Source organism: Neorhizobium sp. LjRoot104, assembly GCF_964253725.1.
In the GTDB taxonomy this organism is placed as follows: Bacteria; Pseudomonadota; Alphaproteobacteria; order Rhizobiales; family Rhizobiaceae; genus Neorhizobium.
In genome coordinates this window covers 458339-483556 of record NZ_CAXURS020000002.1, presented here as the reverse complement: position 1 = coordinate 483556, position 25218 = coordinate 458339, and the positions used below count along the sequence as shown (strand labels likewise).

Annotated in this window: 23 protein-coding genes and 2 pseudogenes; 6 read left to right on the top strand and 19 right to left on the bottom strand. The window is 59.9% G+C overall.

Features of this window, described 5'->3' with window-relative positions; genetic code table 11:
- Positions 1 to 51: 51 nt before the first annotated feature.
- The 4 genes from ACSQ8R_RS24490 to ACSQ8R_RS24475 form a co-directional block, all read right to left on the bottom strand.
- A complete protein-coding gene (locus ACSQ8R_RS24490; RefSeq protein WP_436255957.1) occupies positions 52 to 1932 on the bottom strand; it encodes an EAL domain-containing protein in 1881 nt (626 codons plus the stop codon).
- Positions 1929 to 3749: a CHASE4 domain-containing protein gene (locus tag ACSQ8R_RS24485; RefSeq protein ID WP_436255956.1), complete on the bottom strand. Its 1821-nt coding sequence runs from the start codon at positions 3747 to 3749 to the stop codon at positions 1929 to 1931. The genes ACSQ8R_RS24490 and ACSQ8R_RS24485 overlap by 4 nt, the downstream gene beginning before the upstream one ends.
- A gap of 587 nt (positions 3750 to 4336) precedes the next feature.
- Positions 4337 to 4732 carry a DUF1236 domain-containing protein gene (locus ACSQ8R_RS24480; protein WP_436255955.1) on the bottom strand — a complete coding sequence of 132 codons (396 nt, stop codon included), beginning with the start codon at positions 4730 to 4732 and terminating at the stop codon, positions 4337 to 4339.
- A gap of 578 nt (positions 4733 to 5310) precedes the next feature.
- Positions 5311 to 5556, bottom strand: a complete 246-nt coding sequence (locus tag ACSQ8R_RS24475) for a DUF982 domain-containing protein (RefSeq protein WP_436255954.1) — start codon at positions 5554 to 5556, stop codon at positions 5311 to 5313.
- A 396-nt stretch (positions 5557 to 5952) separates the two neighbouring features.
- Between ACSQ8R_RS24475 and ACSQ8R_RS24470 the strand changes: the two genes are divergently transcribed.
- A complete protein-coding gene (locus ACSQ8R_RS24470) occupies positions 5953 to 6141 on the top strand; it encodes a hypothetical protein (protein ID WP_436255953.1) in 189 nt (62 codons plus the stop codon).
- Positions 6142 to 6266: 125 nt separating this feature from the next.
- On the opposite strand, the pseudogene ACSQ8R_RS24465 reads toward ACSQ8R_RS24470, so the two are convergent.
- Positions 6267 to 7527, bottom strand: a pseudogene (locus tag ACSQ8R_RS24465) (ATP-binding protein).
- A 273-nt stretch (positions 7528 to 7800) separates the two neighbouring features.
- Positions 7801 to 8865, bottom strand: coding sequence for a nucleotidyltransferase family protein (locus tag ACSQ8R_RS24460; RefSeq protein WP_436255952.1), 1065 nt, complete (start codon positions 8863 to 8865; stop codon positions 7801 to 7803).
- A 290-nt stretch (positions 8866 to 9155) separates the two neighbouring features.
- Between ACSQ8R_RS24460 and ACSQ8R_RS24455 the strand changes: the two genes are divergently transcribed.
- The 4 genes from ACSQ8R_RS24455 to ACSQ8R_RS24440 all read left to right on the top strand — a co-directional run bounded on the left by ACSQ8R_RS24455 (position 9156) and on the right by ACSQ8R_RS24440 (position 11162).
- The gene (locus ACSQ8R_RS24455) at positions 9156 to 9725 is read left to right on the top strand and encodes a hypothetical protein (RefSeq protein WP_436255951.1); all 570 of its coding nucleotides are present in this window, start codon (positions 9156 to 9158) and stop codon (positions 9723 to 9725) included.
- Entirely contained in the window at positions 9722 to 10435 is a 714-nt protein-coding gene (locus tag ACSQ8R_RS24450) for a hypothetical protein (RefSeq protein WP_436255950.1), read from the top strand. Before ACSQ8R_RS24455 ends, ACSQ8R_RS24450 begins: the two co-directional genes overlap by 4 nt.
- Positions 10432 to 10728, top strand: a complete 297-nt coding sequence (locus ACSQ8R_RS24445; protein WP_436255949.1) for a hypothetical protein — start codon at positions 10432 to 10434, stop codon at positions 10726 to 10728. The genes ACSQ8R_RS24450 and ACSQ8R_RS24445 overlap by 4 nt, the downstream gene beginning before the upstream one ends.
- 185 nt (positions 10729 to 10913) lie before the next feature.
- On the top strand, positions 10914 to 11162 hold the full coding sequence (locus ACSQ8R_RS24440; RefSeq protein WP_436255948.1) for a hypothetical protein: 249 nt from the start codon (positions 10914 to 10916) through the stop codon (positions 11160 to 11162).
- Between the two features lie 255 nt (positions 11163 to 11417).
- On the opposite strand, the gene ACSQ8R_RS24435 is transcribed toward ACSQ8R_RS24440, so the two are convergent.
- From ACSQ8R_RS24435 to ACSQ8R_RS24380, 12 genes and pseudogenes are all read right to left on the bottom strand, one after another.
- Positions 11418 to 11795, bottom strand: a complete 378-nt coding sequence (locus ACSQ8R_RS24435; RefSeq protein ID WP_436255947.1) for an AtzH-like domain-containing protein — start codon at positions 11793 to 11795, stop codon at positions 11418 to 11420.
- A gap of 10 nt (positions 11796 to 11805) precedes the next feature.
- The gene (locus tag ACSQ8R_RS24430; RefSeq protein ID WP_436255946.1) at positions 11806 to 11952 is read right to left on the bottom strand and encodes a hypothetical protein; all 147 of its coding nucleotides are present in this window, start codon (positions 11950 to 11952) and stop codon (positions 11806 to 11808) included.
- 62 nt (positions 11953 to 12014) lie between these two features.
- The gene (locus tag ACSQ8R_RS24425) at positions 12015 to 13292 is read right to left on the bottom strand and encodes an amidase family protein (RefSeq protein ID WP_436255945.1); all 1278 of its coding nucleotides are present in this window, start codon (positions 13290 to 13292) and stop codon (positions 12015 to 12017) included.
- A gap of 5 nt (positions 13293 to 13297) precedes the next feature.
- Entirely contained in the window at positions 13298 to 13741 is a 444-nt protein-coding gene (locus ACSQ8R_RS24420) for a hypothetical protein (protein ID WP_436255944.1), read from the bottom strand.
- A 224-nt stretch (positions 13742 to 13965) separates the two neighbouring features.
- A pseudogene (locus ACSQ8R_RS24415) lies at positions 13966 to 14527 on the bottom strand (DUF308 domain-containing protein); the annotation flags it as partial.
- 611 nt (positions 14528 to 15138) lie between these two features.
- A complete protein-coding gene (locus tag ACSQ8R_RS24410; protein ID WP_436255943.1) occupies positions 15139 to 16641 on the bottom strand; it encodes a tripartite tricarboxylate transporter permease in 1503 nt (500 codons plus the stop codon).
- Entirely contained in the window at positions 16641 to 17297 is a 657-nt protein-coding gene (locus tag ACSQ8R_RS24405) for a tripartite tricarboxylate transporter TctB family protein (protein ID WP_436255942.1), read from the bottom strand. Before ACSQ8R_RS24405 ends, ACSQ8R_RS24410 begins: the two co-directional genes overlap by 1 nt.
- 35 nt (positions 17298 to 17332) lie before the next feature.
- Entirely contained in the window at positions 17333 to 18319 is a 987-nt protein-coding gene (locus ACSQ8R_RS24400; protein ID WP_436255941.1) for a Bug family tripartite tricarboxylate transporter substrate binding protein, read from the bottom strand.
- Between the two features lie 85 nt (positions 18320 to 18404).
- Positions 18405 to 19253 carry a fumarylacetoacetate hydrolase family protein gene (locus ACSQ8R_RS24395; RefSeq protein ID WP_436255940.1) on the bottom strand — a complete coding sequence of 283 codons (849 nt, stop codon included), beginning with the start codon at positions 19251 to 19253 and terminating at the stop codon, positions 18405 to 18407.
- A gap of 39 nt (positions 19254 to 19292) precedes the next feature.
- Complete coding sequence (locus tag ACSQ8R_RS24390; RefSeq protein ID WP_436255939.1) at positions 19293 to 20870, bottom strand: bifunctional 3-(3-hydroxy-phenyl)propionate/3-hydroxycinnamic acid hydroxylase; 1578 nt, start codon at positions 20868 to 20870, stop codon at positions 19293 to 19295.
- Between the two features lie 31 nt (positions 20871 to 20901).
- Entirely contained in the window at positions 20902 to 21795 is an 894-nt protein-coding gene (locus tag ACSQ8R_RS24385; RefSeq protein WP_436255938.1) for a VOC family protein, read from the bottom strand.
- Between the two features lie 4 nt (positions 21796 to 21799).
- The gene (locus ACSQ8R_RS24380) at positions 21800 to 22843 is read right to left on the bottom strand and encodes an amidohydrolase family protein (RefSeq protein ID WP_436255937.1); all 1044 of its coding nucleotides are present in this window, start codon (positions 22841 to 22843) and stop codon (positions 21800 to 21802) included.
- 125 nt (positions 22844 to 22968) lie between these two features.
- On the opposite strand from ACSQ8R_RS24380, the gene ACSQ8R_RS24375 reads away from it, so the two are divergent.
- Entirely contained in the window at positions 22969 to 23688 is a 720-nt protein-coding gene (locus tag ACSQ8R_RS24375) for a GntR family transcriptional regulator (protein WP_436255936.1), read from the top strand.
- 73 nt (positions 23689 to 23761) lie between these two features.
- Here ACSQ8R_RS24375 and ACSQ8R_RS24370 read toward each other — a convergent pair whose 3' ends face one another.
- Complete coding sequence (locus ACSQ8R_RS24370) at positions 23762 to 25192, bottom strand: aldehyde dehydrogenase (protein WP_436255935.1); 1431 nt, start codon at positions 25190 to 25192, stop codon at positions 23762 to 23764.
- Positions 25193 to 25218: the final 26 nt, after the last annotated feature.

The window sequence follows — 25218 nt, the reverse complement described above, 5'->3', positions numbered from 1 at the left end:
AAGCCTGCGGTATCGGTCTCAACTGAGCGCCATGTGATCCGCGCGTCCCACTCAAGCCGCACGATCCGATTTGCGCTGGCGATCCAGCAACCGCTGCACGTCCTCTTTGCTACAAGGCCGGTGGAACAGAAAGCCTTGCATCTGATCACAGCCGGCAGCGCGGAGAAGCTCGTGCTGGAAAACCTCTTCAACGCCTTCGGCAGTGACCGTCAACCCCATTGCCTCACCAAGGCCAACGATAGACTGTATCATCCGTTCAGCATTGGGCTTGAGGCGCAGGTTGCTGATAAACGACCGATCGATCTTCAGCTTGTTGAAGCGGAGCTGGCTCAAATACCCTATGCTGGCATAGCCGCTTCCGAAATCGTCCAGTGCCAACTTGAAGCCGGCCTCGCATAACGTTTCCACCTGGCGCGAAAAATCGATCATGTTGCCGGCCAAGGCGGTTTCTGTGATCTCGAACTCGACTACCGCCGGAGAGATTCCGGCCGCTTTTGCAAGCTCGATCACATCCTCGGCGAAGCGTGGATTGCCGAATTGGACGGCGGAAAGGTTGATCGAAGTCACGATATCCGGCCAGGCGCGAATGTCTCTGATGACCTGGCCTATCACCCAGTCGCCGAGTTCAACCATCAGGTTGTGCTGTTCCGCGATTGGAATGAACAGGGCCGGCGAGACCTGGCCATGATCGGGGTGGCTCCAGCGCAGAAGGGCCTCAACACCGGTTACCCGGCTGCCGTCGGCGCTCATCAAGGGCTGATAGTGCAAGTGTAGTGCGTCTGCCTCGATGGCGGTCTTCAGGTCGCGGGCAAGCGTCCGGCTGCGCAGAAATTCCTCATCTAGGTTCCTGTCATAGATTTGTGCGATACCCCTGCCGGCCGATTTGGCGGAATAAAGCGCCAAATCTGCGCGCCGCATCGCATCAGAAAGGCTGTCTCGACTGCTATCGCAGTGACAATATCCGATCGAAAGGCTCACCGGCAGACGCAAATTGGCGTCGGCAAACGGGCGCTCACTCACCGCCAAGAGGCGGCTAAGCAGGTCATCGAGTTTCTCTTGTCTCGTACAGACAACCGCAAACTCATCGCCGCCCAGCCGTGCAACGAAACCATCCTGTCCCGTCGCACGAACAATGCGATCCCCTAGCTCGCAAATAAATCGGTCTCCGACGGCGTGCCCGTGGACGTCGTTCACCAGTTTGAACCGGTCAAGATCGATGTAAGCGAACGAGAGTTTACCGTCGGCTTCACCTGCTGCGCAAAGCGCCGTATCGAAGGCTTCCTGTAATCCCTTTCGGTTCAGCAAACCTGTCAGCGGATCCCGTCGAGCGGCCTGAAGCGCGGACGCCTCACTGGCCTGCAGCGCCCGATTGACCTGCTCCAGCTCTTGCAAGCGTCCGGCCAACTCGTCGGCGGCGCGTATGTCGCTCGCCCAGCGATGGACCAGGGTCGTCGCCATCTGCCGGACCTCGTCTGCGTCAAAGGGCTTCACCAGATAAAACAGGCGATCCTGAGCCCCGACAATTCCTGCTATCTCCGCCGGCCGATGATCGGAATATCCCGTCACCATGACGATGTTGATCGTCGGGTCGAGCGCCCGCATCCGCCTTGCTGCCTCCACTCCGTCAATACCAGGAGGCATGCGTACATCGAGAAACACTGCGGCGAAAGGCTCGCCCTTGCTCGTTGCCTTCTCGAATATGGCAACGGCCTCGTCTCCTTGCCGGCAGTAGACGATCTCATTGATCCCTGGGTCTACCAACGCTGCCGGCTCCTCGCCGAATAGGTCGGCCGCGAGCGCTTCAAGCGCTGTCTCGCTGTGGCTGCCATCGGCTTTGACGAGGTCCGACAGGATCCGCCGATACGCATCGATGACATTGGTTTCGTCATCACAAATCAGGATCCGTCGTCGTGCTTGAACGTTCATCATCATGCAGCAGCCTTAATGGCCGGTGATGCGGGAAGAATAATGCTGAACGTCGTGCCCTTTCCGATGCCTGCACTGTCGACAACAATCTTGCCGCCCATGGCGTTGATTGCGTTCGCGCACCAGTGCAATCCAAGGCCACGTTTGCCATCGCGCTTGGTGCTGAAGCCTTTCTCGAAGATGCGATCGAGGTCGCCTTGGTCAACGCCGATCCCGTCGTCACGGATGTGCAGAACCACCTGTGCATCTCCTTGGTCCGACACGGCTTGCTCCATGGCGATTTCGATCTGGCCCCTTCTTTTGGGCGACAGTTCGATGGCTTCGGCGGCGTTGATCAGAACGTTGGCGATCACTTGGTCCAACGGCACCTTGTGACCTGCGACGGCAGTCCCATGCGTGCCATCGAGATTGACCTCGACCGATCCGCGGCGTTCTACCAGCCGCACAGCGTCGCCAACGGATTTCTCGAGATCGATCTCTTCGACAACGCGCTCGAGCTGAGCGGACTGGTCCGTCTCCTTGAGGATATCTTCGATGTGGCGGAGCATCGTCACCATTGAACGGAGATCCTCATGCCTCTTTGTATTGTCCTCTATCAAACGCGCGGCCGACATTGCCACAAACTGATGGAGCTTTGCCGCGCGATCAGCGACAAGGGAGGGGTCCTTGAGCTGATCGACAGCCTTGGCGAGGTTCTGCTGTAACGTCATCTCATTCTGCCTCGATAGCTGCCAGGCTAATGCTGATATCGGGCTCATGGCGTTGCGGACATTGTGCAGGAGACCGGCCGCCTGATCGGCAGCGCCATGTTCGTAGTCCTGCCTACGCAGCTTGTCCCGCAGCTCTGCCAGCTGCTTCGCCATCTCATTGAAAGACTGGACTGTCTCGCTGAGCTCGTCCCCCTTTCCGTCCTCAGGCAACGTCACCAGATTTCCTGTCGAGGCGACAGTATTGAGGTGAGATCGAAGCGTCTCGATGCGGCTCACAGCAATTCTCCGAAGCACGAAGCCGAGCGCGAGGAGGAGCAGCACCGCAGCTCCAAGCAGGAAGAGCATCGTTGTCCAAATTGTGCGGGTGCCGACGGCGGTGATATCGCGGCTGGTTTTCGAAACGAGCGCTGCAACGGACGTACCGTCCAGCCCAGCAAGCTGGTCAACTCTGTTCAGTTGCGCCGCATCAGATGCCGCCACAGGCTCTGCGGCACCGGGCCGCAGCAGATTGAAGTCGACCTTCGTCGCCGTCTTGATCGCATCCAGATCGAGAATACGGCCGAGAACCAGGGTTCCCGCGCGTTCTCCACTACGGTCGGATCGCAGGATGGGTGCGTAACCGACGACGATCACGCCTCGTTCGGTGCGCATCAATGCCGATTGGACCTTGATCTCGTCCTGTTTCCCAACAAGCGCATCCACCAGGGAGACCGCGTCCGTTTGAAATAGCTTAAGCGGCTCTGGCTCATCGCCACCGTACTGGAAGCCTTTGTCGATCACGACCCTTCCACTGTTGTCGAGCGCGACAAAGTAGTTCACGCCAAGCGTCTTCAGCGATTCCGCCGTGACATTCTTCTCTTCGTATTCCTCCTCCCTGCCCTTCATGAAGTCATAAGTGTCGTCCCAGATGGCGTAGTCGCCGGCACTGTTAGCGACCTGCTCCTTCTGTAGCTCGATGGCCTCGATGACGCGGCTCTGGTTCTGATCGGCCGCCTGCTCCTCTAAATCGGCAAAGCTCGGCATAACGGCCATCCGCAGTGCCGCGAAGTTCAAGACCGCCGAGACTGCGACTACCCCGACGAGTGCCATATTGATTTTGGTGACGAGCCGCATGATCTACCCCTGTTTTTTGGTAGTTTAGGACATCCAATATTAAGCAAGGCTTCTATTCGATGGTAAACGCATGCTGAAAGTGGCAGCTTACGTTATCGTACGAGCGTGCCGCTGGCCTACCAATCGACATATAAGAAATACCGGTCGCGCGGCTCAACCTTGGGTACAACCCGACCACAAAACCCGCTGCAACGAGGTTGCGCAGGACCATAGCGGTTTTGAGACAACCCGCGCGGCTCTTGCCGCGCCTCAGTCTCTACCATGTTGGCGTTGAAACGCGCCAAAATGTCGTGACGGAGCAGGCAGATGAGGAGGGAAGGCAAAGCCGAAACCTGCTCTGCATCCATTTCGTACCCCCAACGGATTCGTTAGCAAACTGAGTTGTTCTAGCTATCAGGACGGAGTGCTGCGAATTCCGGAGCATAGACCCGAGTGGAAGAGTGACTGGCTGGATCACCAAGGACGAGCAACGCCACAATCATGCCTGCCATTGCTATCAGGGTTGCAAATATGGCCGATTTCACCTGAAGCCCCTTAGAAAGATTGGAGCGCGGAGGCGGCTGCGCTTTAGCCGCCTCCGCCTGATCTTAGTTGATCACCTGGATGACCTTACGCGACGAAGGCTCGACGATGACGCGCTGTTTGTTGACAATAGCGTAGGCGTATTTCGGGTTGTCCGGAACGGGCTGAACCACAACGGTCGAGGGAAGCGCCGCCCCGACGACCACCTTCTCCTGAACGACGACGGTGTCGGCTGGAGCGGGTGCCTCGCGAACATAGGCGACGACCCGTTCCGGCGGCGGATCGATTGCCGTGCCGGCAACAGCGCCGACGACACCGCCGACGGCCGCGCCGACCGGACCACCGACGATTGCACCAGTGACGGCACCTCCAGCGGCGCCGTTGACGGTGGAGGACTGGGCGAAGGCTGAGCCTGCGGCCATCAGAACGGCCGAGGCGAGAACAACGTGTTTCCTGGACATAACATTCCTCCTTTTGGTGGCAATTGATGCCGTGAACTGAACGTGGTGCCTGATCGCTTGTTCCTGATTGGGGCTTTGGTCGGATCGTCGTTAAGCCTTAAGTCCTGGCCAATTTCTTCATAGCTGCACGTTCTGTTCAAACGTGGCGAATCGCCGTACGGCATTGGTTCGCCAATGTGGAGAGGGTTGATGTGCCCTCTTGCAATCCCCGATCTGGAGCCGGAGACATATTATTGGGCAAGTCGGAAAGATCAGCTTGCCGACGCTGTCCTTGACGTCGTCCAGATATCGACGGTGTTTGGAAACGGACCTGACTATTTAAGCGTCGCGGTGCTTGGGTCGGATCAGCATTATTCGCTGCAGGATTATCTTTTCTTCGAAAAGATCAGGCCACCGCCCGATGACCCTTGTGAGCAGAAGGTTTAGCAATGGCCCGCGGCATCGGTTCAGGACCTCGATGACGGCGGCTGCGAACAACCCGCAGATGCAGCCTTCGGAGTCGCGAAAGATTGCGCTCTCATCGAACGCAATCGGAAGCGCCCCCTGGAAAGAAACAACCGGTTGCTCGGGTGTTTTGCTCAACGGAGAATTCCGGCTTCCCTGGCGGCAGCCCGAAACGCCAGCGCGGCCGCCGATGGCGCGCTACGTCCCTCAACAGCATCCATGCAAACTCGCTTGGCGGCGGCGAAGGATTCTCCTCCCTTCTGCGGCCAGCAGGTCATCAGGTAAGCAACCGCCTCCCTGCTATTGCGGATGCTTTTGAAATGATCGCCGCACTCGATCGCGACTTCAATCGGCCTATCCCAAAGATCGTGGTCCATCATAATTCTCCGCAGGTCTGGGCTTTGCGGAAAAAACGCCATCCGCGCACGCTCGTTCCGGCGTTGGGCTTTGGTCCTAAACGTGCCTTTCAAATCGGGGCGGCAAACGGTTCCGGGAATCCTTTCGGCTGCAGGTCCAGCCTCATCTCACATGTGCCGTCCGGGGCTCAATGAGCGCCGGACCAAGCAGAGGCTTAGAGGTGAAGTTCGCGCTATTTCCTAAGGTGGCGTCTGTGCAACCAAGAGCGCCTTTCAACAGCCGCTTGAAAGAAGATTGAACGCAGCCCAGTTTCGCCTGCCCGTCCATGAAAGTAAGGTGCCCGAATTGCGCCCCTCCCAGCTGTTTCCGGTATGGAATTCTCAATCCCCGCAAAGCAGCTCCTCGTTGCGGGTGGCACCGTGACGTTGATCGTTATGCTGGCGGTGGGGACAGTGGTGACGGAGCTGATCGAGCAGGCGGTGACGTGCAATTCAGCCACGACCGCCGCGCTTTACGTTGACAGCATCATTGCGCCGATCCTGCCGGATTTAACGACTACCGAGCAACTGGATGATTCGGTCGAGCGGGCAAACGTGTCGAAGAGCTGACCGAGCTGCTCCCCGCGCCATGCTGACTATCCGTTACTCCGTCAGCCATGCTGATCGTCCCGATCGAAGTTTCAACTTTCGAGTTGGTTGGCTGAGTTTGGCGCCGGACACCGGTCGCTCGCGGCTCACATTGTCCAAAGGATCGATAGTGGCACTGCCTGGAGTTTTTCTCCAAACGGAGTGACCCGGTCGTGGTCGTGTAAGACAAGTCCACGAACAAAACGATCGCCGACCGCGTCTTGCAGCTGGCGCAACCCGCGAAAATCGTCAGACTTCACCGTTGCTGACGCCTTTACGTCTATCCCAACGATCCGGCCGCGACGGTCCTCGATGATGACGTCAACCTCATCTTGGTCTCTCGTCCGGTAGTGCGAGAACGATAAGCGCCGGTCTGACCAGGATGCCAACTTCAGCAGTTCTGACTCCACAAAGCTTTCAAGCAGGGCGCCAAAACGACTTCTGTTGTCGCGCACCACATCCGCTTCATCCTGTCGCAAAGTGGCAAGCAACCCCGAGTCCAGAAAGTCAAGCTTTGGTGTCTTGACCAGCCGGTTCAAGCGGTTGTTGGACCACGGGACGAGTGTCCTGATCAGAAAAAGGTGCTCAAGGATAGCAACGTATTTCTGTGCGGTGATGCTCGACAATCCGAGCGCCGCACCGAAACTGCTATGATTGACCAATTGTCCGGCGTGCCCCGCTAGGACATCGAGCTGCCGCGGAAGCCGGTCCAACTGACCGATGTTGGCGATATCACGCACGTCGCGGTCGAGGAACAATTTCACATAATCCACAAGCCAAGCGGTCCGCCGTCCGGGCGTCGGCCGACGCAATGCTTCTGGATAGCCGCCCAGTAGCACCGTCGACAGCAGGTCGTCGCCAATGACGGTGTCCTCCCCGGCGCAAGGCTCCTCGCCGGCGAACAGCCGATCCAGGAGGCGAGCCGCAGTGGATTGGATCTCAGATTGGGCAAATGGCAGTAGCGGGACAACGGCCATACGACCGGCAAGCGAGTCTGCAATCGCCGGAATGGTGGCCAGATTGGCTGAGCCCGTGAGCAAGAACCGTCCGGGCTCGTCATCGCGGTCAACGCTTTCCTTGATCGCAAGTATCAGTTCGGGCGCCCGCTGCACCTCATCGATCACAGCCCGTTTGATGCCTCGGATAAAGCCGATCGGATCGGCCCTTGCTGCGTTAAGCGTACCGACATCGTCGAGAGTTATAAATGGACGATCGGAGCCAGAAACCTGTCGCGCAAGGGTCGTTTTCCGGCTTGCCGCGCTATAGCGGGCAGGCGATGAGCACGACTCGTGTGTCAGCCAGGGCGGTTCCGACGATCGGTCGGGCTTTGCGCTCAATCAGCTTTTTCGGTTGCGGCGAGTCAGTCATCGGCTATCATTAACCGAATTCTCGGCTAATTTAAAATCTGTGTTCGGCTATTTTTAATTGCAGCCAAGGCTAATTGAAATCAGGCGGCCTCTTTCTGCTCGCACTCCTGCCAAATTACAGGGTGGGCGCGGACCAGAATCCCAGGATTTCCACTATTATTGTGCATTTGAATTCCACTAATTGCCTGCATTTGAAAACATCCCCCTTGTCGGCCAATAGGGTATTGGCCTTGGGAAAGGCGGCGAGCATTTTCGCTGCCCCTTTTGTAGTCGCTCATTCTCCAAACGGAAGTTCAATTTCTTCGCGGTTTCTTTTTGCGCCCTCGATCAGGACCGTGTTGAGCCGCTCGGCATCTTGTGCCGGCAGCATTCCTGCTCCGGTTCGAATACCTTCTTGCCACGCAGGTCCGCGCTCCCATGCTTCGTTGTAGGCGAGGGCCAAGTCGGCAGATCGCCTTGTCTGCTGCAGGGCCTCAAAGAGCAGCGCAGCTTGACGAACGTCCTTCTCTCGCTTCGCCGGTCCCTGCCCGTCAGTGTTTCGGCGGCTGGCGACTATGAGCTTGTGGACCGCATACCGGGACGGGTCAGGGACGAAGACTGGGACCCCGCTTCGGTGGAGCAGCATTGTCCTGACGGGTTCCCTTATGAGAAAGTCGAGAAAGCGCAGTGGATCCGCGCTGGCGCCGCCAAGTGCGGGCATCTTCGCCGGCTGGTCGATGTAGTCATCCGAACCACGGTTCGACCTCAGGAATTCAACCCGGTAGCCGTCGGCATTTTGAAACGCCGACGAGGACGCGGATCCCGATCGATGTGGAACTGGCCGGAAACTGGCATCGACGCCCTGCAGCAGCTCAACGATCGGAGGCAGACTGTCTTCAACCTCCCGACTGATGGCATAGTCCTGGGCGATGTCCGCATCGCCGGTCAGGAGCGCAGCCATGGGAAGGCGGACGCCCAGCAGTCCTGAATAGCACTGAAAGGCCATCGTGCCGATGAGAACCCCACGGAGCCGAAAGAGACCGCCATCGGCAAGAGCCTCGACGATGTCGCCCGACATCGCATCGGGGGCGATCATCCCGCCTTCGCGGGTCAGGGTATTTACCAAGCGCCTGCGAGCGCGTAGATCGTCCTTGTCCCGCTTGTGATCAGCTACGCGTTGCGCGATAACCGGATCATCGGCAGAACCGACGTAACGACGTTTCGTACCACCATGTCCATCCGGGATGTCGAAATACCAGTACTTGCGCCCCTTGATGTTCGCCGGGGTGAACCGGCCCTCCGGCGGGAAATCGGCCGTCCAAGCGGCGTCGAGCGAGCGCTGACCTAGCTCGGCGAGCATCGTCAATCTTGATGAAACAGTCCCTTAGGTTGAGGTGTCGATATTGTATGATTTGACACTTGGCGTCGTCATCCGACCTTTTTTCCTTCATGCAATAACAGCTTTGGCAATCGCCCTAGCGAAAGCCGATAACTGTTCATGGTTTCCGGTAAATTTCTCGCGAAATGTACGCGTTATGTCCAGCTGAATGGCGTTCCGCTTTTCCCGCGATAGGTCGCGGTGTCAACAGATTGACAGGACACATTGCTTCGGGCTAACTGTCCTCAGTCCCAGGACAGAGGACAGTGTTTATGAAGAGCCAAGATATCGTCGTCCTGCTAAAGCTAGTAAGCCTGCAAGACCAGGAACTCACCAAGGGCATTGATCAATTGCGATCGGAATCCGTGGGGGGGGATCCATATTCTGTTCGGAACCTAGAGGCACTACTCGGGATCAGCAAGACCGAAATAGCGCAGTCGATCAAGCGCTGCGTCGCGTCAGGGATCGCGCGAAAAGACAATGCCAAGAACGAGCCCAGGCCGAGCCGAAGGAACCTGTTCGGCTTCATTACCACCGGGCTAAAGTTCGTCTTCCCCGCCCAAGTTGGGCCGATGCAGCGCGGCGTACCGACCGCTTTCGCCGCACCTATGCTCACGGAACTCCTGATCAGCGGTGGGACGTACAACTACGTTTGGCCCTATGCCAACGGAAGGGAGATGGGGCAGGCGGTGGAGCCGCTCTTCAAGACCGTGCCGGACGCAGTCCTGAAGGACGACGCACTCTATGAGTACCTCGCGTTGGTCGATGCGATCCGGCTCGGGAACCAGCGGGAAGTTGCTCTCGCGACCGACCACCTCAAGTCAAGGATCATGAGCAAATGACAGCGATCCGCGCTCAACTGCTGGAAATGATGAAAGCCGTTGCCTCGGCCCTTGGCGAAGACCTCCGCTCGCGCCTGGTCTTCGTTGGGGGATGCACGACCGCGCTGTTTATCACTGATCCGGTCACGCTCGAGGATGTGCGTGCCACAGATGACATTGACCTGATCGTTGACCTAGCGGGCCTTCCTGCCTGGGCACAACTCCAGGAAGAGCTCCGACACCGGGGTTTCATGGAGGCCGCTGACGAGGCGGTGATCTGCCGCATGCGTCTCGGTAAACTCACGGTCGACTTCATGCCGGATGATCCGACTATCCTCGGATTCGGAAATCAATGGTATGGGAGTGGCATCGAGACGGCACAGCACTACCAGCTCTCGGAAGACCTCACGATCCGGATCCTCACGCCGCCAATGTTTCTTGCGACGAAGCTCGAAGCCTATACCGGAAGGGGAAATGGCGACTTAATCATGAGCCGTGACGCTGAAGACATCCTCCTTATTGTCGACGGCAGGGAGGAGCTCCTTGCCGAGGTCACGGCGGCCGACAATGACGTTCGAAATTTCATCGCCGGACAGTTTCGTGCACTCCTCGATCAAAATGACTTCGACGATTTCCTCGATGGCAATATCCGCGGGCCCGCCGGTCGTGTAGAAATCGTCCGGGACAGGTTTGTCTCGATAAGCCATTGTGCGGATGGCCCCGCACAATGAAAATCGAAGCCCGGTGGTTAAGCCAAAAGGGAACGCGCACCGACGACAATCGCGACCATGCGGGGATTGCGGGGAGACATGGCGAATTTCTTGCTATTGTGGCTGATGGCGCCACGAACGGCTCGAACAACGGGGGATATGCACGGGCAATCGTCGAAGCTGTCGTCGACTGGTTTGCCGGAACCGACGATGCGTGGGGCCACGAGTTCATGCAAGCGAAGCTCGGGAGATTCATCAAGCCCTTCGCAAATTGTTTCCGAGGGGTTCCGCCAGCATTATCCTTTTTCACGTAACAGACAAAGGCTCCTTGACGGTCCTGCACTCAGGAGATTGCCTTCTTGGCAGGCACGACGGCCAGGTACACTGGCAAGTCATGCCACATACCCTCGCAAACGCCTTGGCGGACATGCCTCTCGATGCGATCGCAAAATCTCCTACGAGGCACCTTCTCACCCAGAGTTTTCGTTCCAGGGAGTTCATGGTCCCAGACGTCCTCGCAGAAGAGAAGGTCAGCGGCACGCTTCTTCTTGCCACCGATGGCTTCTGGGCGGAATTGACGGAAAGCGAGCAGGAAGTCTTCCTTGGCGGCGGCCAGTCAGCTGCTCCAGAGAGAGATGATCGCAGCGTGCTACGATTATGGCTTTCTACCGCGGAGCCGACCGAAATCTTGCTGGACGATGGTGGATCGACCAATTTTTATGTGCGGACTGCAGCGCCCCAGAAATAACCCAGGAGCAGTAAGTCATGGAAGACGTGACATTTGCGGGGGACACGCTGCTCTTTGACGGCGGCAATACGCTTCGATAGATATCCGGCATCTTTGCCGCCCATCAATGCCCGAAGCTAGGTCTAGCGCCTTGATAGGAATCGAACCGCTACCCCGCCCAGAGCAAGGTCGAACAAAATCAAATCGTTATGGCAAAGACGCCCACAATTAAGCGCACTGGAGGGCCGTTTTCCGCCCCTCACATCATAGACGTGATCAGAACTGGCTGACATGAGCGGACACAATCCGCCAGCCTTCCGGTAGGCGTGCCCACGTCTGTGACTGGCGGCTCACGCGACCATCGGTGTTGCGCACCAATGCATTCGTAGTTGCGAAGTCGGGCCCGAGTGCGGCTATAGCAACTTTTTCCAATCTTCGCGAACCGCCGCTTCCTTTCCATTTTCCGGAACGGAAAGCGGCGATTTCTTCGAAGCCAAAGAGGTTTTCGGTCGGGCCGAAGCGGATGGTCGAGGCGGAATTCCAGAAGAAGCCGTTCAGGGCTTCCACATCGCCGCTGTCGAGCGCGCTGTTGTAATCGTCGAACGACTTTCGCACCTCGGCGATCACATCCGCATTGTTGACGTCTTTGATCATCGGATTTCCCTCAAGGTAGCGCCGGTGTCGTCGCGGGCGGATGACGGTGCTTTGTCTTCTGCTCGTAGGCATAGACGATCTCGATCAGCATCGGTTCGGTCCAGGGCCGGCCGACGATCTGCAGGCCGGAGGGCAGGTCCTCGTAGGTATAGCCCATCGGCACCGCCATGGCCGGCCAGTGCAGGCCGGAGGCGACCCAGGTATTGGCGCCGGCCGGCGTCAGGTTGCGGTCGCGTTGAGCTTCGGCGGATAGCTCGCCACCGGCAGGACGAAGGCGTCGACGCCCGCCGCCCGCATCGCCGCGTCATAGACTTCGCGCATCTTCTCCTCGTCAGCCTCGAGCTGGTGGACGATCGGGTCCTCGCGCGGCGGCGGGGCGGGAACGGTCGCCCTCAGGCTTACCTCGTGGACGGGATGGAATTTCTCGGTTTCCATCACCTCGGCGAGCGTTTTCGGGAATTCCGGTCCGGTGGTTACGAGATAGCGCTCGATCGCCGCCTTCACTTCGCTCAGCGGATGTGAGCGGGGCGGGAAATCCTTGAATTCCGGGACGATGAAGGGATCGACGATCTCGGCGCCGGCTGCCTTCAGGTCCGCGACCGCCTTGTCGAACAGGTCGACCACGTGCGGGTCGGAAGTATTCGGCGGAAAGGCCTGCCGCAGCACGCCGATGCGCTTGCCCTTCGCACCATCGGGCTTCAGGGATGCAGCATAGGTCTCGGGGACCTTGCCTTCCGCGCCGGCCGTCGCCGGATCGGCGGGATCGACGCCGGCGATCACGTCGAGCAGCGCTACAAGATCCTCGACAGTGCGGGCCATCGGCCCGGCGGTATCACGGCCGTCATAGAGGCCGACCATGCCGGCGCGGGAGACGAGCGCCCAGCTCGGCCGCAGCCCCACCAGCGCATTGTTGGAGGACGGGTTGCGGATCGAGCCGAACGTATCCGACCCGAGACCGGCGACGCCGAAGCTCGCCGCCACGCCGCTGCCGGTGCCGCCGGAGGAGCCGCCGGTCGCGTGCGCAGTATTATAAGGGTTGCGGGCGAAGGTCGGCAGGACGGAGTTGATATTGTCGAAACCACCCCTCGCCCATTCCGACATGGTCGTCTTGGCGAGGATAATCGCGCCGGCCTCACGCAGCTTTGCGACGGCGGTCGCGTCCTTCTGCGGCACCCAGCCGATCAGGGCGCCGGACCCGCCGGTCGTCTGCAGGCCAGCGACGTCGTAATTGTCCTTGATGAGGACAGGGATGCCATGCAGCGGGCCGGCGAACTTGCCGGTCTCGGCGAAGGTCCGGTCGAGCGCTTCCGCGTCAGCGATAGCCTCCGGATTGGTGACGACGATCGCCCAGAGCTGCGGGCCGCGTCGGTCATAGGCGGCGATCCGGTCGAGAAAGGCCTGGGTGACGGCTTTTGCCGTGGTCGTGCCGTCGCGATAGGCGGCCTGGATCTCGGCGATCGACTTTTCCTCGACGCGGAACATGGTGCGGTAATCCATCGCCCCTACTCGCTCTTCTCGATCGTGGTGAAATCCTGGTACCAGTTCTTGGCCTGCACAAAGCCCTTGAGCTTCGGCGACAGGGCGCGCGGGCTGGAATCGTGGACAACGAGCAATGCGGCCGCGTCGTCGGTCAGCACCTCGTTGACCCGGGCCATCGCCTCGTCCTGCTTTTCCGGATCGAACTCGGCGCGGGCGGCGGCGAGCACCTTGTCGAATTCCGGATTGTTGTAGAAACCCCAGTTGCCGCCGGCCGGTGGCGCCAGGGACGAGGTGTAGCTGACAATGCCCGATGCCGGATCCTGCATGGTCATGGCGACGTTGATGCCGTCCGCCTTCACCTCCTTGGCGCCCTGGCGCAGCATGGTGATCATGGCGGTGAAGTCGCGCACGTCATAGGTGACGTTGATCCCGACAGCGCGCAGGTTTTCCTGGATCAGCTCGTTCATGGAGAGCGGCACCATTTGGCCGCCGCCGGAGGACGAGATGACAAGCTTGAGCTGGACCGGGTTGTCGGGGCCGTAACTATGTGTGGAAATCTAATGTCCGGAAGTCGCTGTGACTCTGTGGCGGTTCTCCGCCTTAAAGGGCTCAGAACCGTCGACTCCGTTGCTTCTACCGCTTTGAATGACTTTGACTGCGCTGCAGATAGATTCATCCACACATTTGCCGAACGGCGTATATGTGTGACGCTCAGCCATATCGCCGAAACAAGAAAATAAAACGCTCCGACGTCCGCATAACCGGCAACCGTGGAGATCGAAGGCTCCTGCGGCATTTGCGCCTGAACATGAAGAGCGCGCCGGCCACTGCGGATTGGCCACCGCTCAGAACCATCGCCCACTCACCACCGGTCGTTTTCCAACGCCGTACAGCAGTGCCAAGCTGCAGCAAGCCTGAGAAAATTGCCCAGAGGCCGAAGGCGCCGAAGACCCAGTTCATGCTCATGGTCAGGGCAGCGATCACGGCAATCGTCATAACCGAGCTCGCTGTGACGTTTATCAACTGGCTCCGGTTGACCGCGAAGCCCCGCTCCTGACCTCATCAACAACGTTCGCGGCAGCATCCCAAGCCGGATAGATGATCAGCAATGCGGCAGCCACCGCAAACGAGTTCTTTCCGGCGGTCAATGCAGCCGTGACCCACAGCACCGAGAACGCCGCTCGGATAAAGTAATACTGCTTGAGCCATTGTTCATTGCCGCTCGCGGCATGGGAGGTCTGACTGCTCGACATTATTTTCCACTTTCTTGATTGATGAAACTGTTCTCGCGAGCTCTGTCAGAAGAAGCCGACAGAGTAGAAGCGATCTCACACTGGTATTGGGGTCACTATGGCGCAGTGCTTGCGGACTGTTCTGGATTCGATCAACAACGCCCGCCAGGTGTTCACACCAGATCGCTTGCGAAGCCTTTCGGCTCCGGCTGGATCTACTGCTCAGCTCGCCAGAACCGCTCCTCGACGACAGCTGGCTGCTCTCCAGGAACCGTGGCGAGGTTCTACTGTAACGTCATCTCATTCTGCCTCGATAGCTGCCAGGCCAATGCTGATAGTCGCCAACCTCCATCGCCTCCCTGGCGACACGCCCAATTGTCAACGGCGGAGAAAAAAGGCCATGGGGCGGAGCAAAAGTCGGCCACTGTGGCGCCCGCCTGAGACGGCCGGGAGGGCGTAGCCCGAGCGGGGTCTCAGGCGGCGCGGCGATTTTTTGAGGAACGTTTCAGCCGGCCTTTCGGGCGCGGCTTTGGGCGAGACGATAGCTTAAATTCTTCCGCTACGATCAGTCGCTCGCTGAGCGCCCGCCGTTGCCGAATCGATCGACTATGATTCAATCCAACTGCGGAGGGTCATTCGGCGAACACCTCATCCCGACCTTTTCGGATATGCGGAACAACGGCGACAGCAAGGAGCACCAGCGACACAAAAAGGAGGCCGGCGCTGATCGGCTCGGTCAGGAATGCCGAGAACGAGCCCCGCGAGAGGATCAGCGCTCGCCGAAGGTTCTCCTCCATCAGTTTGCCCAGCACGAAGCCGAGAAGCATAGGCGCCGGCTCGAAGCCGAATTTGATAAGCAGGAAGCCCACGAAACCGAAGAGACCGATCAGTAGGACGTCAGTGGGTTGCGCATTGATCGAATAAATGCCGATGCAGCAGAAAACCAAAATGGCCGGAAACAACAGTCGGTAAGGAACCTTCAGAAGCCGGACCCAGAGGCCAACCAGCGGCAGGTTGATGACCAGCAGCATCAGATTGCCGATCCACATCGAGGCGATCATGCCCCAGAACAGCGCCGGATTGCTGGTCATCACCTGCGGGCCAGGAATGATGCCGTGGATCGTCATCGCTCCGACCATCAGAGCCATGACGGCGTTGGCGGGAATACCGAGCGTCAGCAGTGGGATGAACGAGGTCTGTGCGCCGGCATTGTTGGCCGATTCAGGACCTGCCACACCTTCGATTGCGCCTTTACCGAACCGACTGGGGTCTTTGGCAATTTTTTTCTCGACCGCATAGGAGGCGAATGGCGCAAGAATAGCACCGTTGCCGGGCAGGATGCCGAAAGCGGATCCGAGAAGCGTGCCGCGCACCACCGGGGCGATGGACTGGCGTAGTTCGTGCCGGTTCGGCAGAAGCCGGCCTATCGCACTGCGCACCACGTCACGACCTTCCGGTTGACCGAGATTGCGCAGGATTTCCGATACGCCGAAGACACCCATGGCCAGGATGGCGAAATCGATGCCGTCCCAGAGGAACGGTTGCCCGAAAGTCATGCGCTGGTCACCGGTTTCAAGATCCGTGCCGACGGTGGAGAGCAGCAGACCGAGCAGGATCATCGCTACGGCCTTGAGGATCGAGCCGCCGGCCAGGACGACGGCAAAGACTAGGCCCATCACCATGAGCGCGAAATATTCAGTCGGCCCGAACAGCAGGGCGACACGCGTCAGTGGTGCCCCCATAGCGGCGATGACGATCGTCGCTACCGTGCCGGCAAAAAATGAACCAAGTGCCGCGATGCCCAATGCCGCGCCGGCTCGACCTCGGCGAGCCATGGCATGCCCATCGAGCGCGGTTACGACAGACGTCGCTTCGCCAGGAATGTTGACGAGGATTGCAGTCGTTGATCCACCGTACTGCGCGCCATAATAGATGCCGGCGAGCATGATGAGCGCGCCGGTGGGATCGAGACTGAAGGTGATCGGCAGAAGCATGGCGATTGTCGCGACCGGACCGACACCCGGCAAGACGCCGATCAACGTACCGACGAGACAGCCGAGAAAGGCAAGTGTGAGATTCTGGAGGCCAAGGGCGACCGAAAAACCGAGCGAGAGATTGGAAATGAGCGTGTCCATCAGTCCTGCTTCTCTTGATGTATAGTGCCGGATTTCGCGCGGTCCGTGGCAAAGATTAGGGTCGCGACAGCAAGCATCGCCACCGAAGCGACACGTAGGACTGCCTTCTGCGACCATCCTTCGGGGAAGGAATCGATCAGGGATGCCGGAAAGATCGGGATGGGCAGATTGAGAAGATCGCCGAACATCAACATGCAGAACGGCGTGAGGCCGAGAGCAAGCGCAAGGAGTTCCCGCAGACGTGCCGCGGGCGTTGCAAAGCCGGCAATGACGATCGCGATAGGCGCCGAGATGATCAATCCAAGACCGGGAATGGTGACCGGACCGACGGCAAACGGGCGGATCGTCAAAGCGAAGAACGCTATCGCGAGGAGTACGAGAACGGGGCCGTAAAGCTCCGTTCTCTCAATTGCAGAACCGGGACGCAGGAAGGCCGAGACTGAAAGAGCCAGACCCATGAGACCGAGCCCAACCGCGAGCGCACGCGGCATAAGGGCCGATCCCATCTCTGAAAGCGAGCCTGCGTTCAGGTCCCGGAGCAGCCACAGCGCCAATGCGGCAAGAGCCATCAGGGCCAGGCCGCCGGCAAGGTTTTGTGGCGCGCGGACGGTGCCCGCTCCCCTTCCCGTCCGGTTTCTCGTCTCGATCTCGTTCATCGCCTCGCTCCCTCCGTCGTCCAGTCGCTCAGGCCTCAGTTCGGCTCGATGCCGAGTTCCTTGAGGACCTGACCGGTATAGGCGTATTGCGCAGCGAGGAACGCCTTGGCGCCCGCCGACGTAACATTCTCACCCTTCTCCATCTCGAAGCCGAGGGTCGGCGCGCGCTCGAGTACATCCGGCTCGGCAATCGCCTTGGCGACCGCCTTGCTCATCGTCTCCACGATGGCGGCGGGCGTACCGGCCGGCGCCATGATCATGAACCAGCCCTGCAGCTCGACACTCTTCAGAGTCTCGGAAATCGCCGGGACATCGGGAAGCGATGCAATGCGCTGATTTCCCGCTACAGCGATCGGTCGCAGCGATCCATCCTTGATGAAAGGTTCGACCACGGAGGCGGACTGGATGGTCACCGCTGTACGGCCGCTAATGCTGTCCTGCACGGCGTTGGAGATCGTATTGTAGGGCACAAGTACCATTTTCGTGCCGGCGTCCTTGTTGATCGCCTGCGCGATCAGGCCGGAAATGTTGCGCGGTCCGTCAACGGCAACACTCAGCGAACCTGGCGCCTGCTTCTCAAGGGCAATCAACTCTGCAAGGTTGTTTGCCTTCACCTTCGGGTTGACCAGAAGCACATGGTGGCTCTTGGCAACCATCGCGATCGGCACGAAATCCTTGATCGGATTGTAGGACAGCGACTTGATCGTATAGGGGTTCGTCACGAGCGCGGCAGAGGTAGCAAATACGAACGTATAACCGTCGTTGGTCGCGCGTGCGACCGATTGCATGCCGACGACGTTGGCAGCACCCGCCCGGTTTTCGACGATGAATTGCTGACCGAGGGCGCGTGACAGCTTGTCGGTGATGATGCGGCACAACACATCCGGGCTGTTGCCGGCGGCCTGCGGCACGACCACCGTAACCGGTCGCTGCGGCCAGTCTGCGGCCTGAGCGGGGCCGCAGGCCAGAGCCAAGCCTGCGCCGACGCCTGCCATGAAAGTGCGTCTTGAAAACTTCGACATATCGTCCTCCCGTTGAAGTCAAATCTTCCAGTCGTTCACGAGGGGCCGGCACCTCTCCCGGCCAACCCCCAGCGAACGAGTCTTGTCAGTGCGCTTCGTCCGTAATCGGATTGCGCAGGATGCCCAGGCGATCGATCTCGACTTCGACAACGTCGCCCGGCTTCATCCAGAGTGGCGGAGTGCGCTTGGCACCGACACCGCCCGGCGTGCCGCTGACGATGACGTCACCGGCTTCCAGGCGCGTGAAGCTTGAGCAATATTCGATCTGGCGGGCGATATCGAAGATCATCTGGGCGAAGGTCGCGTCCTGCACCACGTCCCCGTTCAGGCGGGTCTGCAGGCGCAGGTCGGCCAAGGGGCCGAGTTCGTCCGGCGTCATCATCCACGGACCGAACGCGCCGGTGTCCGGGAAATTCTTGCCCGGCGTGAACTGGTGCGTGTGGTACTGGAAGTCTCGAACGCTGCCGTCGTTGTAGCAGGCATAACCCGCAACGTGGCTCATAGCCTCGCCGCGCGAAATGTAGCGGCCAGACTTGCCGATGATGACGGCGAGTTCGCCCTCGAAATCGAGATGGGTGGAGACCTTCGGACGGATGATCGGCGCAAGGTGGCCGGTCTGGCTGTTGGCGTAGCGCGAAAAGATGGTCGGATTTTCGACTTCGCTGCGGCCGGTTTCCTTGCGGTGCATCTCGTAGTTCAGGCCGACGCAGAGGATCTTGTCGGGATTGGGTACAACCGGCAGCCACTCCACATCGGAGATCAACGTCGTAGCGGCCGAAGCGGCCGCCTCCGCCACACCTGCGAAATTCGCAGCAATTGCGGCCTTGAGGTCGGAATAGCGGCTGGCCAGCACGGCGCCCGCGTCCTGGAAAGTATCACCTTCGACAACGCCCCAGGTGGTGCGGCCAGCGATCTTGACGGTGGAAAGTCTCATTGTCTTACTCCTGAAAGGGTGTCTCTGTCGAAAGGCGCGTCAGGCAAGGCGGGCGCGCAGGTCGGCAATCTGCTGGCGAAGCGTCTCGACATTCTGTGCGGCGCCGAAAACGTAATGGTCAGGACGGACGAGAGCGGCGATGACGCCATAACTGTCGAACCAGGCGGAAAGTACACCGTCCTTCTCGCGAAGCGCGGTGGGATCGGCAGCCTCATCGCCCTGAGGCACAATGGCTCTGACCACGATTCCGTCGATCGCTTCGGCCAGTGCCTCTCCCTCCCCTGCCCCGATCCGGCGACCGTCGAGAACCAGCCGCCATTCCGGTCCGGTGAATTTGTCCAACAGGCGCGGAGAAGCGCCTTCAACGATCGCCGGCTGCGGGAAGAGCAGCCCTCGTGCCGGGGTGCCCTCGGTAGCAATCAGCCCATCCTCGATGGGCGGAACGATTTCCTGCCGGGTAATGGTGAGCGGCTTGCCGCCGCCATCGGCGAGAATTTTGGCATCGCGTGCGGCAGCGGCTTCCGGATCGCGTTCACAGATCATCTGACCGATCGCCTTGATCTTGCCGGTCAGTGTCTGCACATGCCGCTTGCGTTCAACCGTATAGGTATCGAGCAGCGCTTCTGAGGACTGCCCCTTCAGGATACGGTCAAGCCTCCAGACGAGGTTAGAGACGTCGCGCAGCCCCTGGCACATGCCCTGGCCGATGAAGGGTGGCTGCTGGTGTGCCGCGTCGCCGGCGATCAGCACGCGGCCGCGGCGCCAATCGTCAGCCACCAGTGCATGGAAACGGTAGGCGGCTGCGCGCCAGAGGTCGCCCTCTTCAGGTGTCAGCCAGGGCGACAGCAACTGCCAGACATTTTCCGGCTTTTCCATTTCGCGCGGATTTTCGCCCGGCAGGAGCATGATCTCCCAGCGGCGATGGTTCTTTGGTCCCATGATGTAGCTTGTTGGCCGAGCCGGATCGCAGAACTGCGCCGATGTCTGCGGCAGCTTGCCCAGAGCGTCCTCATGAACCTGTACATCGACCACCAGCCACGGTTCGTCAAAGACCAGGTCCTCGAACTTTATCCCGGACTGTTCACGCACCTGGCTCCAGGCACCATCGCAGCCGATCACGTATTTCGCGGCGACTCTCCGGGCCTCTCCGGGAGCGTCCTTCAGTGTCGCGACGATCTCTTGCGCTTGCGGATCGAGATCTGTCATTTCCGTCCCAAGCTCGACCGTCACGCAATCGAAGCTTTCGGCATGCTGCCTCATGACAGCCTCGACCGGCGGCTGGGTGAACACCATGCTCGGCGTGTAGCCTAGCGGATAGGGCTCCGGCACCATGTCGATGCGGCGGATAAGCTGCCCCTGTGCACCGAAGTGCTGGGATGCGGTAAACGGCGCGATATAAGGCAGGACCTGGTCGGCAATACCCATGTTATCAAAGTGCCGCAGGATCTCGTGATCGATCGCGATAGCGCGTGGCTTGTCGTAGATTCCGGTCAGGCGATCCACGACAAGTGTAGAATGTCCGCGTGCGCCGAGCATGCCGGCGGCGACTGCGCCGGCCGGGCCGAAGCCCACCACCAGCACGTCATAACGTTTCGAAATATCGGTCTCGTTCGTCACGGGTAAGCCTCTGCAAACTGGAACGGCGGTGTCAGGCGCCGGAAAATCCGATGGAAATCTGCGCCTTCTTGCAGGCGTCACTTTTTGGAGGCGCAATGCCCCAATGGTCTGTGCGACCCGGCGGCCATACCCACTCTTCCGGCCCGCGGACGCGATAGCCATCATCGACCTGAAGCACCTCGGCGGTGTATTCGATCACCACGCCCTGCGGATCGATGAAATAAGCGAAAACATTGTCGCCCGGTCCGTGCCGTCCCACACCCCAGCCGATCGGATACCCCTGGTCCACGACCAGTCCGGAACCGCGCATGACGGATTCTAGGTCGGGCATCAGGAAAGCAACGTGGTTCAGCCCGTTGGCCGCCGCTTCAGCCAGCACCACCGCGTGATGGTCGTCGTTGCAGCACAGGAAGGCCATGAGCTTGGAGCGGTCCGTCAGGCGGAAGCCAAGAACATCCTGGTAGAAGCTCGAAAGTGCCTCGATCTCGGCGCTGTTGATGTTGACATGGGCGAGGCGGTGCGGTCGGTTGGCGACGATCGCGCCTTGCCTGCGGCGGTCGCCATTTACGAATTCCAGCACGGAACCCTGCGGCTCCCGGATAACGAAGCGTTCGCCGCCGGACGGCGCGTCGGCCGGCCCCAGCTCGCGCAGCACGGCGCTGCCCGTTGCGACTGCCTTCGTGAAAAGCGAATTCAGGTCTTCGGCGGAGCGGACGCGAAAGGTAACCTTGCGCAGTTCGGAACGGTGGCTTTGCTTCAGTTCCAGCACATGAAAATCATCGCCGGTCGCCGCCAGGAAAACCTTGTCCCCCGCTTCTGCGACGACTTCCAACCCCCAGACCCGGATGTAGAAATCAACGGAGGCCGCGAGGTCGGGCGTACCCAGTTCAACGCTCCGCAGGGCGGAAACGGGAAAGTCGGTCATCTGATCAAACCTCATCCAGTGCGAGGAAAGCCCGCGCATTCGCAAAAGTCAGGCGTTGGCGCAGACCGGTATCGGCAAAAGCCTCGTCGATACGCGCGACGGGTTCTTTTTCGCGGAAATTGAAAGGATAGTCGGTGCCAAGCAGCACCCGCTCTTCACCGAAGACGGAGACCAGGCGCCGCAACGTATCGGCATCGAAAACCAGCGAGTCGACATACAGGCGCCGCGCCAGCGCCGAAGGCGCCTCCGGCATGATATCCTTGACTGCCGGAAATGCGGAATAACCCTGTTCCAGCCGCGGCAGCAGCGAGGCAAATGTGCCGCCGCCATGACTGAATGCGATCCGGAGTTTGGGAAATTTCTGCAACAGCCCGCCGGTAATCACGGAAGCCGCCGCCAGGCCGACATCGGTCGGATAACCAAGCACCTGCTGAAGCGGCGCCGGACCGACGAGCCGATCCACGCCAGCCGGCCGTACGGCGTGGACGAATACCGCGGCGCCGAGCTTTTCGACTTCCGCAAAGAACGGGTGGAGCCGCGCATCGCCGATCGCTGCACCGTTGATATTGCTGCCGATCTCGATGCCGCGGAAACCGAGTTCACCCGCAATGCGATGCAGCTCGGTTATGGCGAGATCGATATCCTGCATAGGCAGACCACCCAACCCGACGAAACGCCCTTGACCTTCCGCAACAAGCGCAGCAATCGCGTCGTTGACGTGACGCACGAGATCGTTGGCCGCTCCTGCCTCGAACCAGTAGCCGAAAAGCTCGGGCATCGGCGAAACGGCCTGAAGCTCTATGCCGGCGCGGTCCATTTCCTCGAGCCGCCGCTCGGCGACCCAGCAGGCATCGCTCACCTGGCGATAGGGCTTTTCATCGATGACGACAGTCGCATGGCAATCACCTGTGGCAACCATGGACGGCCAACCGCGTAACGCAGAGCCACCAGGCGGCAACGGAAAACGGGCCGGAACAACGTGACAATGGACGTCAATGCCGCCACAGCCACAACCGCTCCTGAAGCCTTTTGCCTTCTCCTCGCCCACGCGTCTCCTCCTGTGTTGACCTTTCGAATAATATACAAAATGCGACGCGTAAAGTCAGAATTTATAAATTTTGAGATTTGGATGTGTTCGTGTATATAAAAATCGATTTGAACTGTGGAAGCCACATGAACGTCGATGCGCCGAACAAGGGGCTGGAAAGCCCCGCCACGCTTGCCACGGGCATCTACGAGCGGCTGAAGTCCGATATCCTCTCGGCGCGGCTCGAACCTGGCCGCAAGCTGCAACTGCGTTTTCTGATGGAACAATACGACGCGGGTCAGACGCCTTTGCGCGAAGCGTTAAATCGCCTCACCACCGAGGATCTGGTGATCGGCAAGGAGCAGCGCGGCTTTTTCGTGAAACCGATCAGTCTCGAGGAACTGGGGGAGTTGACGAAAACCCGCTGCTGGGTGGAAGGCCTGGCACTGCGAGAATCGATCGCCAATGCCGACCCGGCTTGGGAGGAGGCTCTTATCGTGTCCCATCACCGGCTGGATCGGGCACCGCGCTCGCTCAATCCGGAGTGGTTCGAAAGCAACCCGGAATGGGAGCGCCTGCACAAGGCTTTTCACGCCATTCTCATCAGCGGCTGCCAGTCGCGCCCGCTGATCAGTTTCTGCGACCAGCTTGCGGACCGACTTGGCCGCTATCGCGCGCTTTCCAGCCGGAAAGCATTCAGAGTGCGCAAGGTTAGCCAGGAACACGCGGATATTATGAAGGCAGTTCTCGATCGTGACTGCGAGGAGGCCATGCGCCTCCTGCAGCGGCATTATGAACAGACAGCCGAATTCATCCGAGCAGATCTGGAAGCGACCGAAGCCGGCGACATACTGCCGCCGGCCTGATGTCCACACGATCGGAAAGTTACTTGCCTGCGTTCTCGCATGCTCTTGAAGGACCGCTAAAAGGCGACCCGGATCAGATCGGATAATGTCCCGGCAGGGTCTCGACTGTGATCCAGCGCAGTTCCGTGAATTCAGCAATGCCGGCCTGGCCGCCGAAACGGCCGTAGCCTGAACCCTTCACGCCGCCGAACGGCATCTGCGCCTCGTCGTGGACGGTCGGGCCGTTGACGTGGCAGATCCCCGACTTGATGCGGCGGGCAACCCGCAGGCCGCGGGCGGCATCGCCGGTGAAGACCGAAGCCGACAGGCCGTATTCGCTGTCATTGGCGAGTTCGATGGCGTGATTTTCGTCACGCGCCCGCAGGATGGCGACGACCGGGCCGAAACTTTCCTCGCCATAAAGGCGCATGTCCTTCGTCACACCATCGATCACCGTCGCCGACATCAGCACACCCTCCGCGGACCCGCCGGCCGCAAGCCTGGCGCCCTTGGAGACGGCGTCCTCGATCAGCGACCTGACCTTGTTGATGGTTTCCGTGCCGATCACTGCGCCGAGAGGCGCCTTGCCTTCCGCCGGATTGCCTGCGACGAGCGTTGCGGCCTTGGCCCGGAACTTCTCCACGAATGCATCCGCGATCGCATCGACGACGATGATGCGTTCCGTCGACATGCAGATCTGGCCCTGGTTGAAGAACGCGCCGAAAGCGGCCGCTGCAACGGCTTCATCGAGATTGGCATCGTCGAGCACCAGAAAGGGCGCCTTGCCGCCAAGCTCCAGCAGGACAGGCTTCAGGTGACCAGCCGCGCGCAACGCGATCATCTTCCCGACCCCGGTGGATCCGGTGAAGTTGATGCGCCCGACGGCGGGGTGATCGATGAGCGCATTCACCACCTCGGCTGCATCTTCCGGAGCGTTGGTGACGACATTGACGACGCCTTCCGGGAAGCCGGCCGAGTGAAAGCACTCGACGATCAAGCTGTGCACCGCCGGGCATTTTTCGGAAGCCTTGAGTACGACCGTATTGCCGCAGGCCAGTGCCGTCGCGATGGCGCGAACGCCGAGGATCACGGGCGCATTCCACGGCGCGATGCCGAGGCAGACGCCGACGGCCTCCCGCACCGACATGGCATGGCATCCCGGCTTGTCGGAGGGAATGACTTCGCCCTTGATCTGTGTCGTCAGCGACGCCGCTTCGGCGATCATGCCGGCGGCAAGCATGACGTTGAAGCCGGCCCAGCTTGCGGTCGCGCCCGTCTCGGCCTGCATCAGCGCAACGAACTCGTCCTTCTTCGCGGCCAGCTCATTGGAGGCCTTCAGCAGGAGTTGCCGCCGTGCATTGGGGCCGGTCTCCGACCAGGCCGGGAAAGCCGCGGCGGCCCTGTCTGCGGCGGCGCAGGCTTCGAGGGCGGTCGCCGCCTTGGCCGTGCTGGCGATCTCGCCGGTCAGCGGATTGAGGCGCACGAACTCGCCCGTCCTGCCGGAAGTGGATACGTTCTGCTGCATGGCAGCCTCCGTTTTTTCAGTTGAGT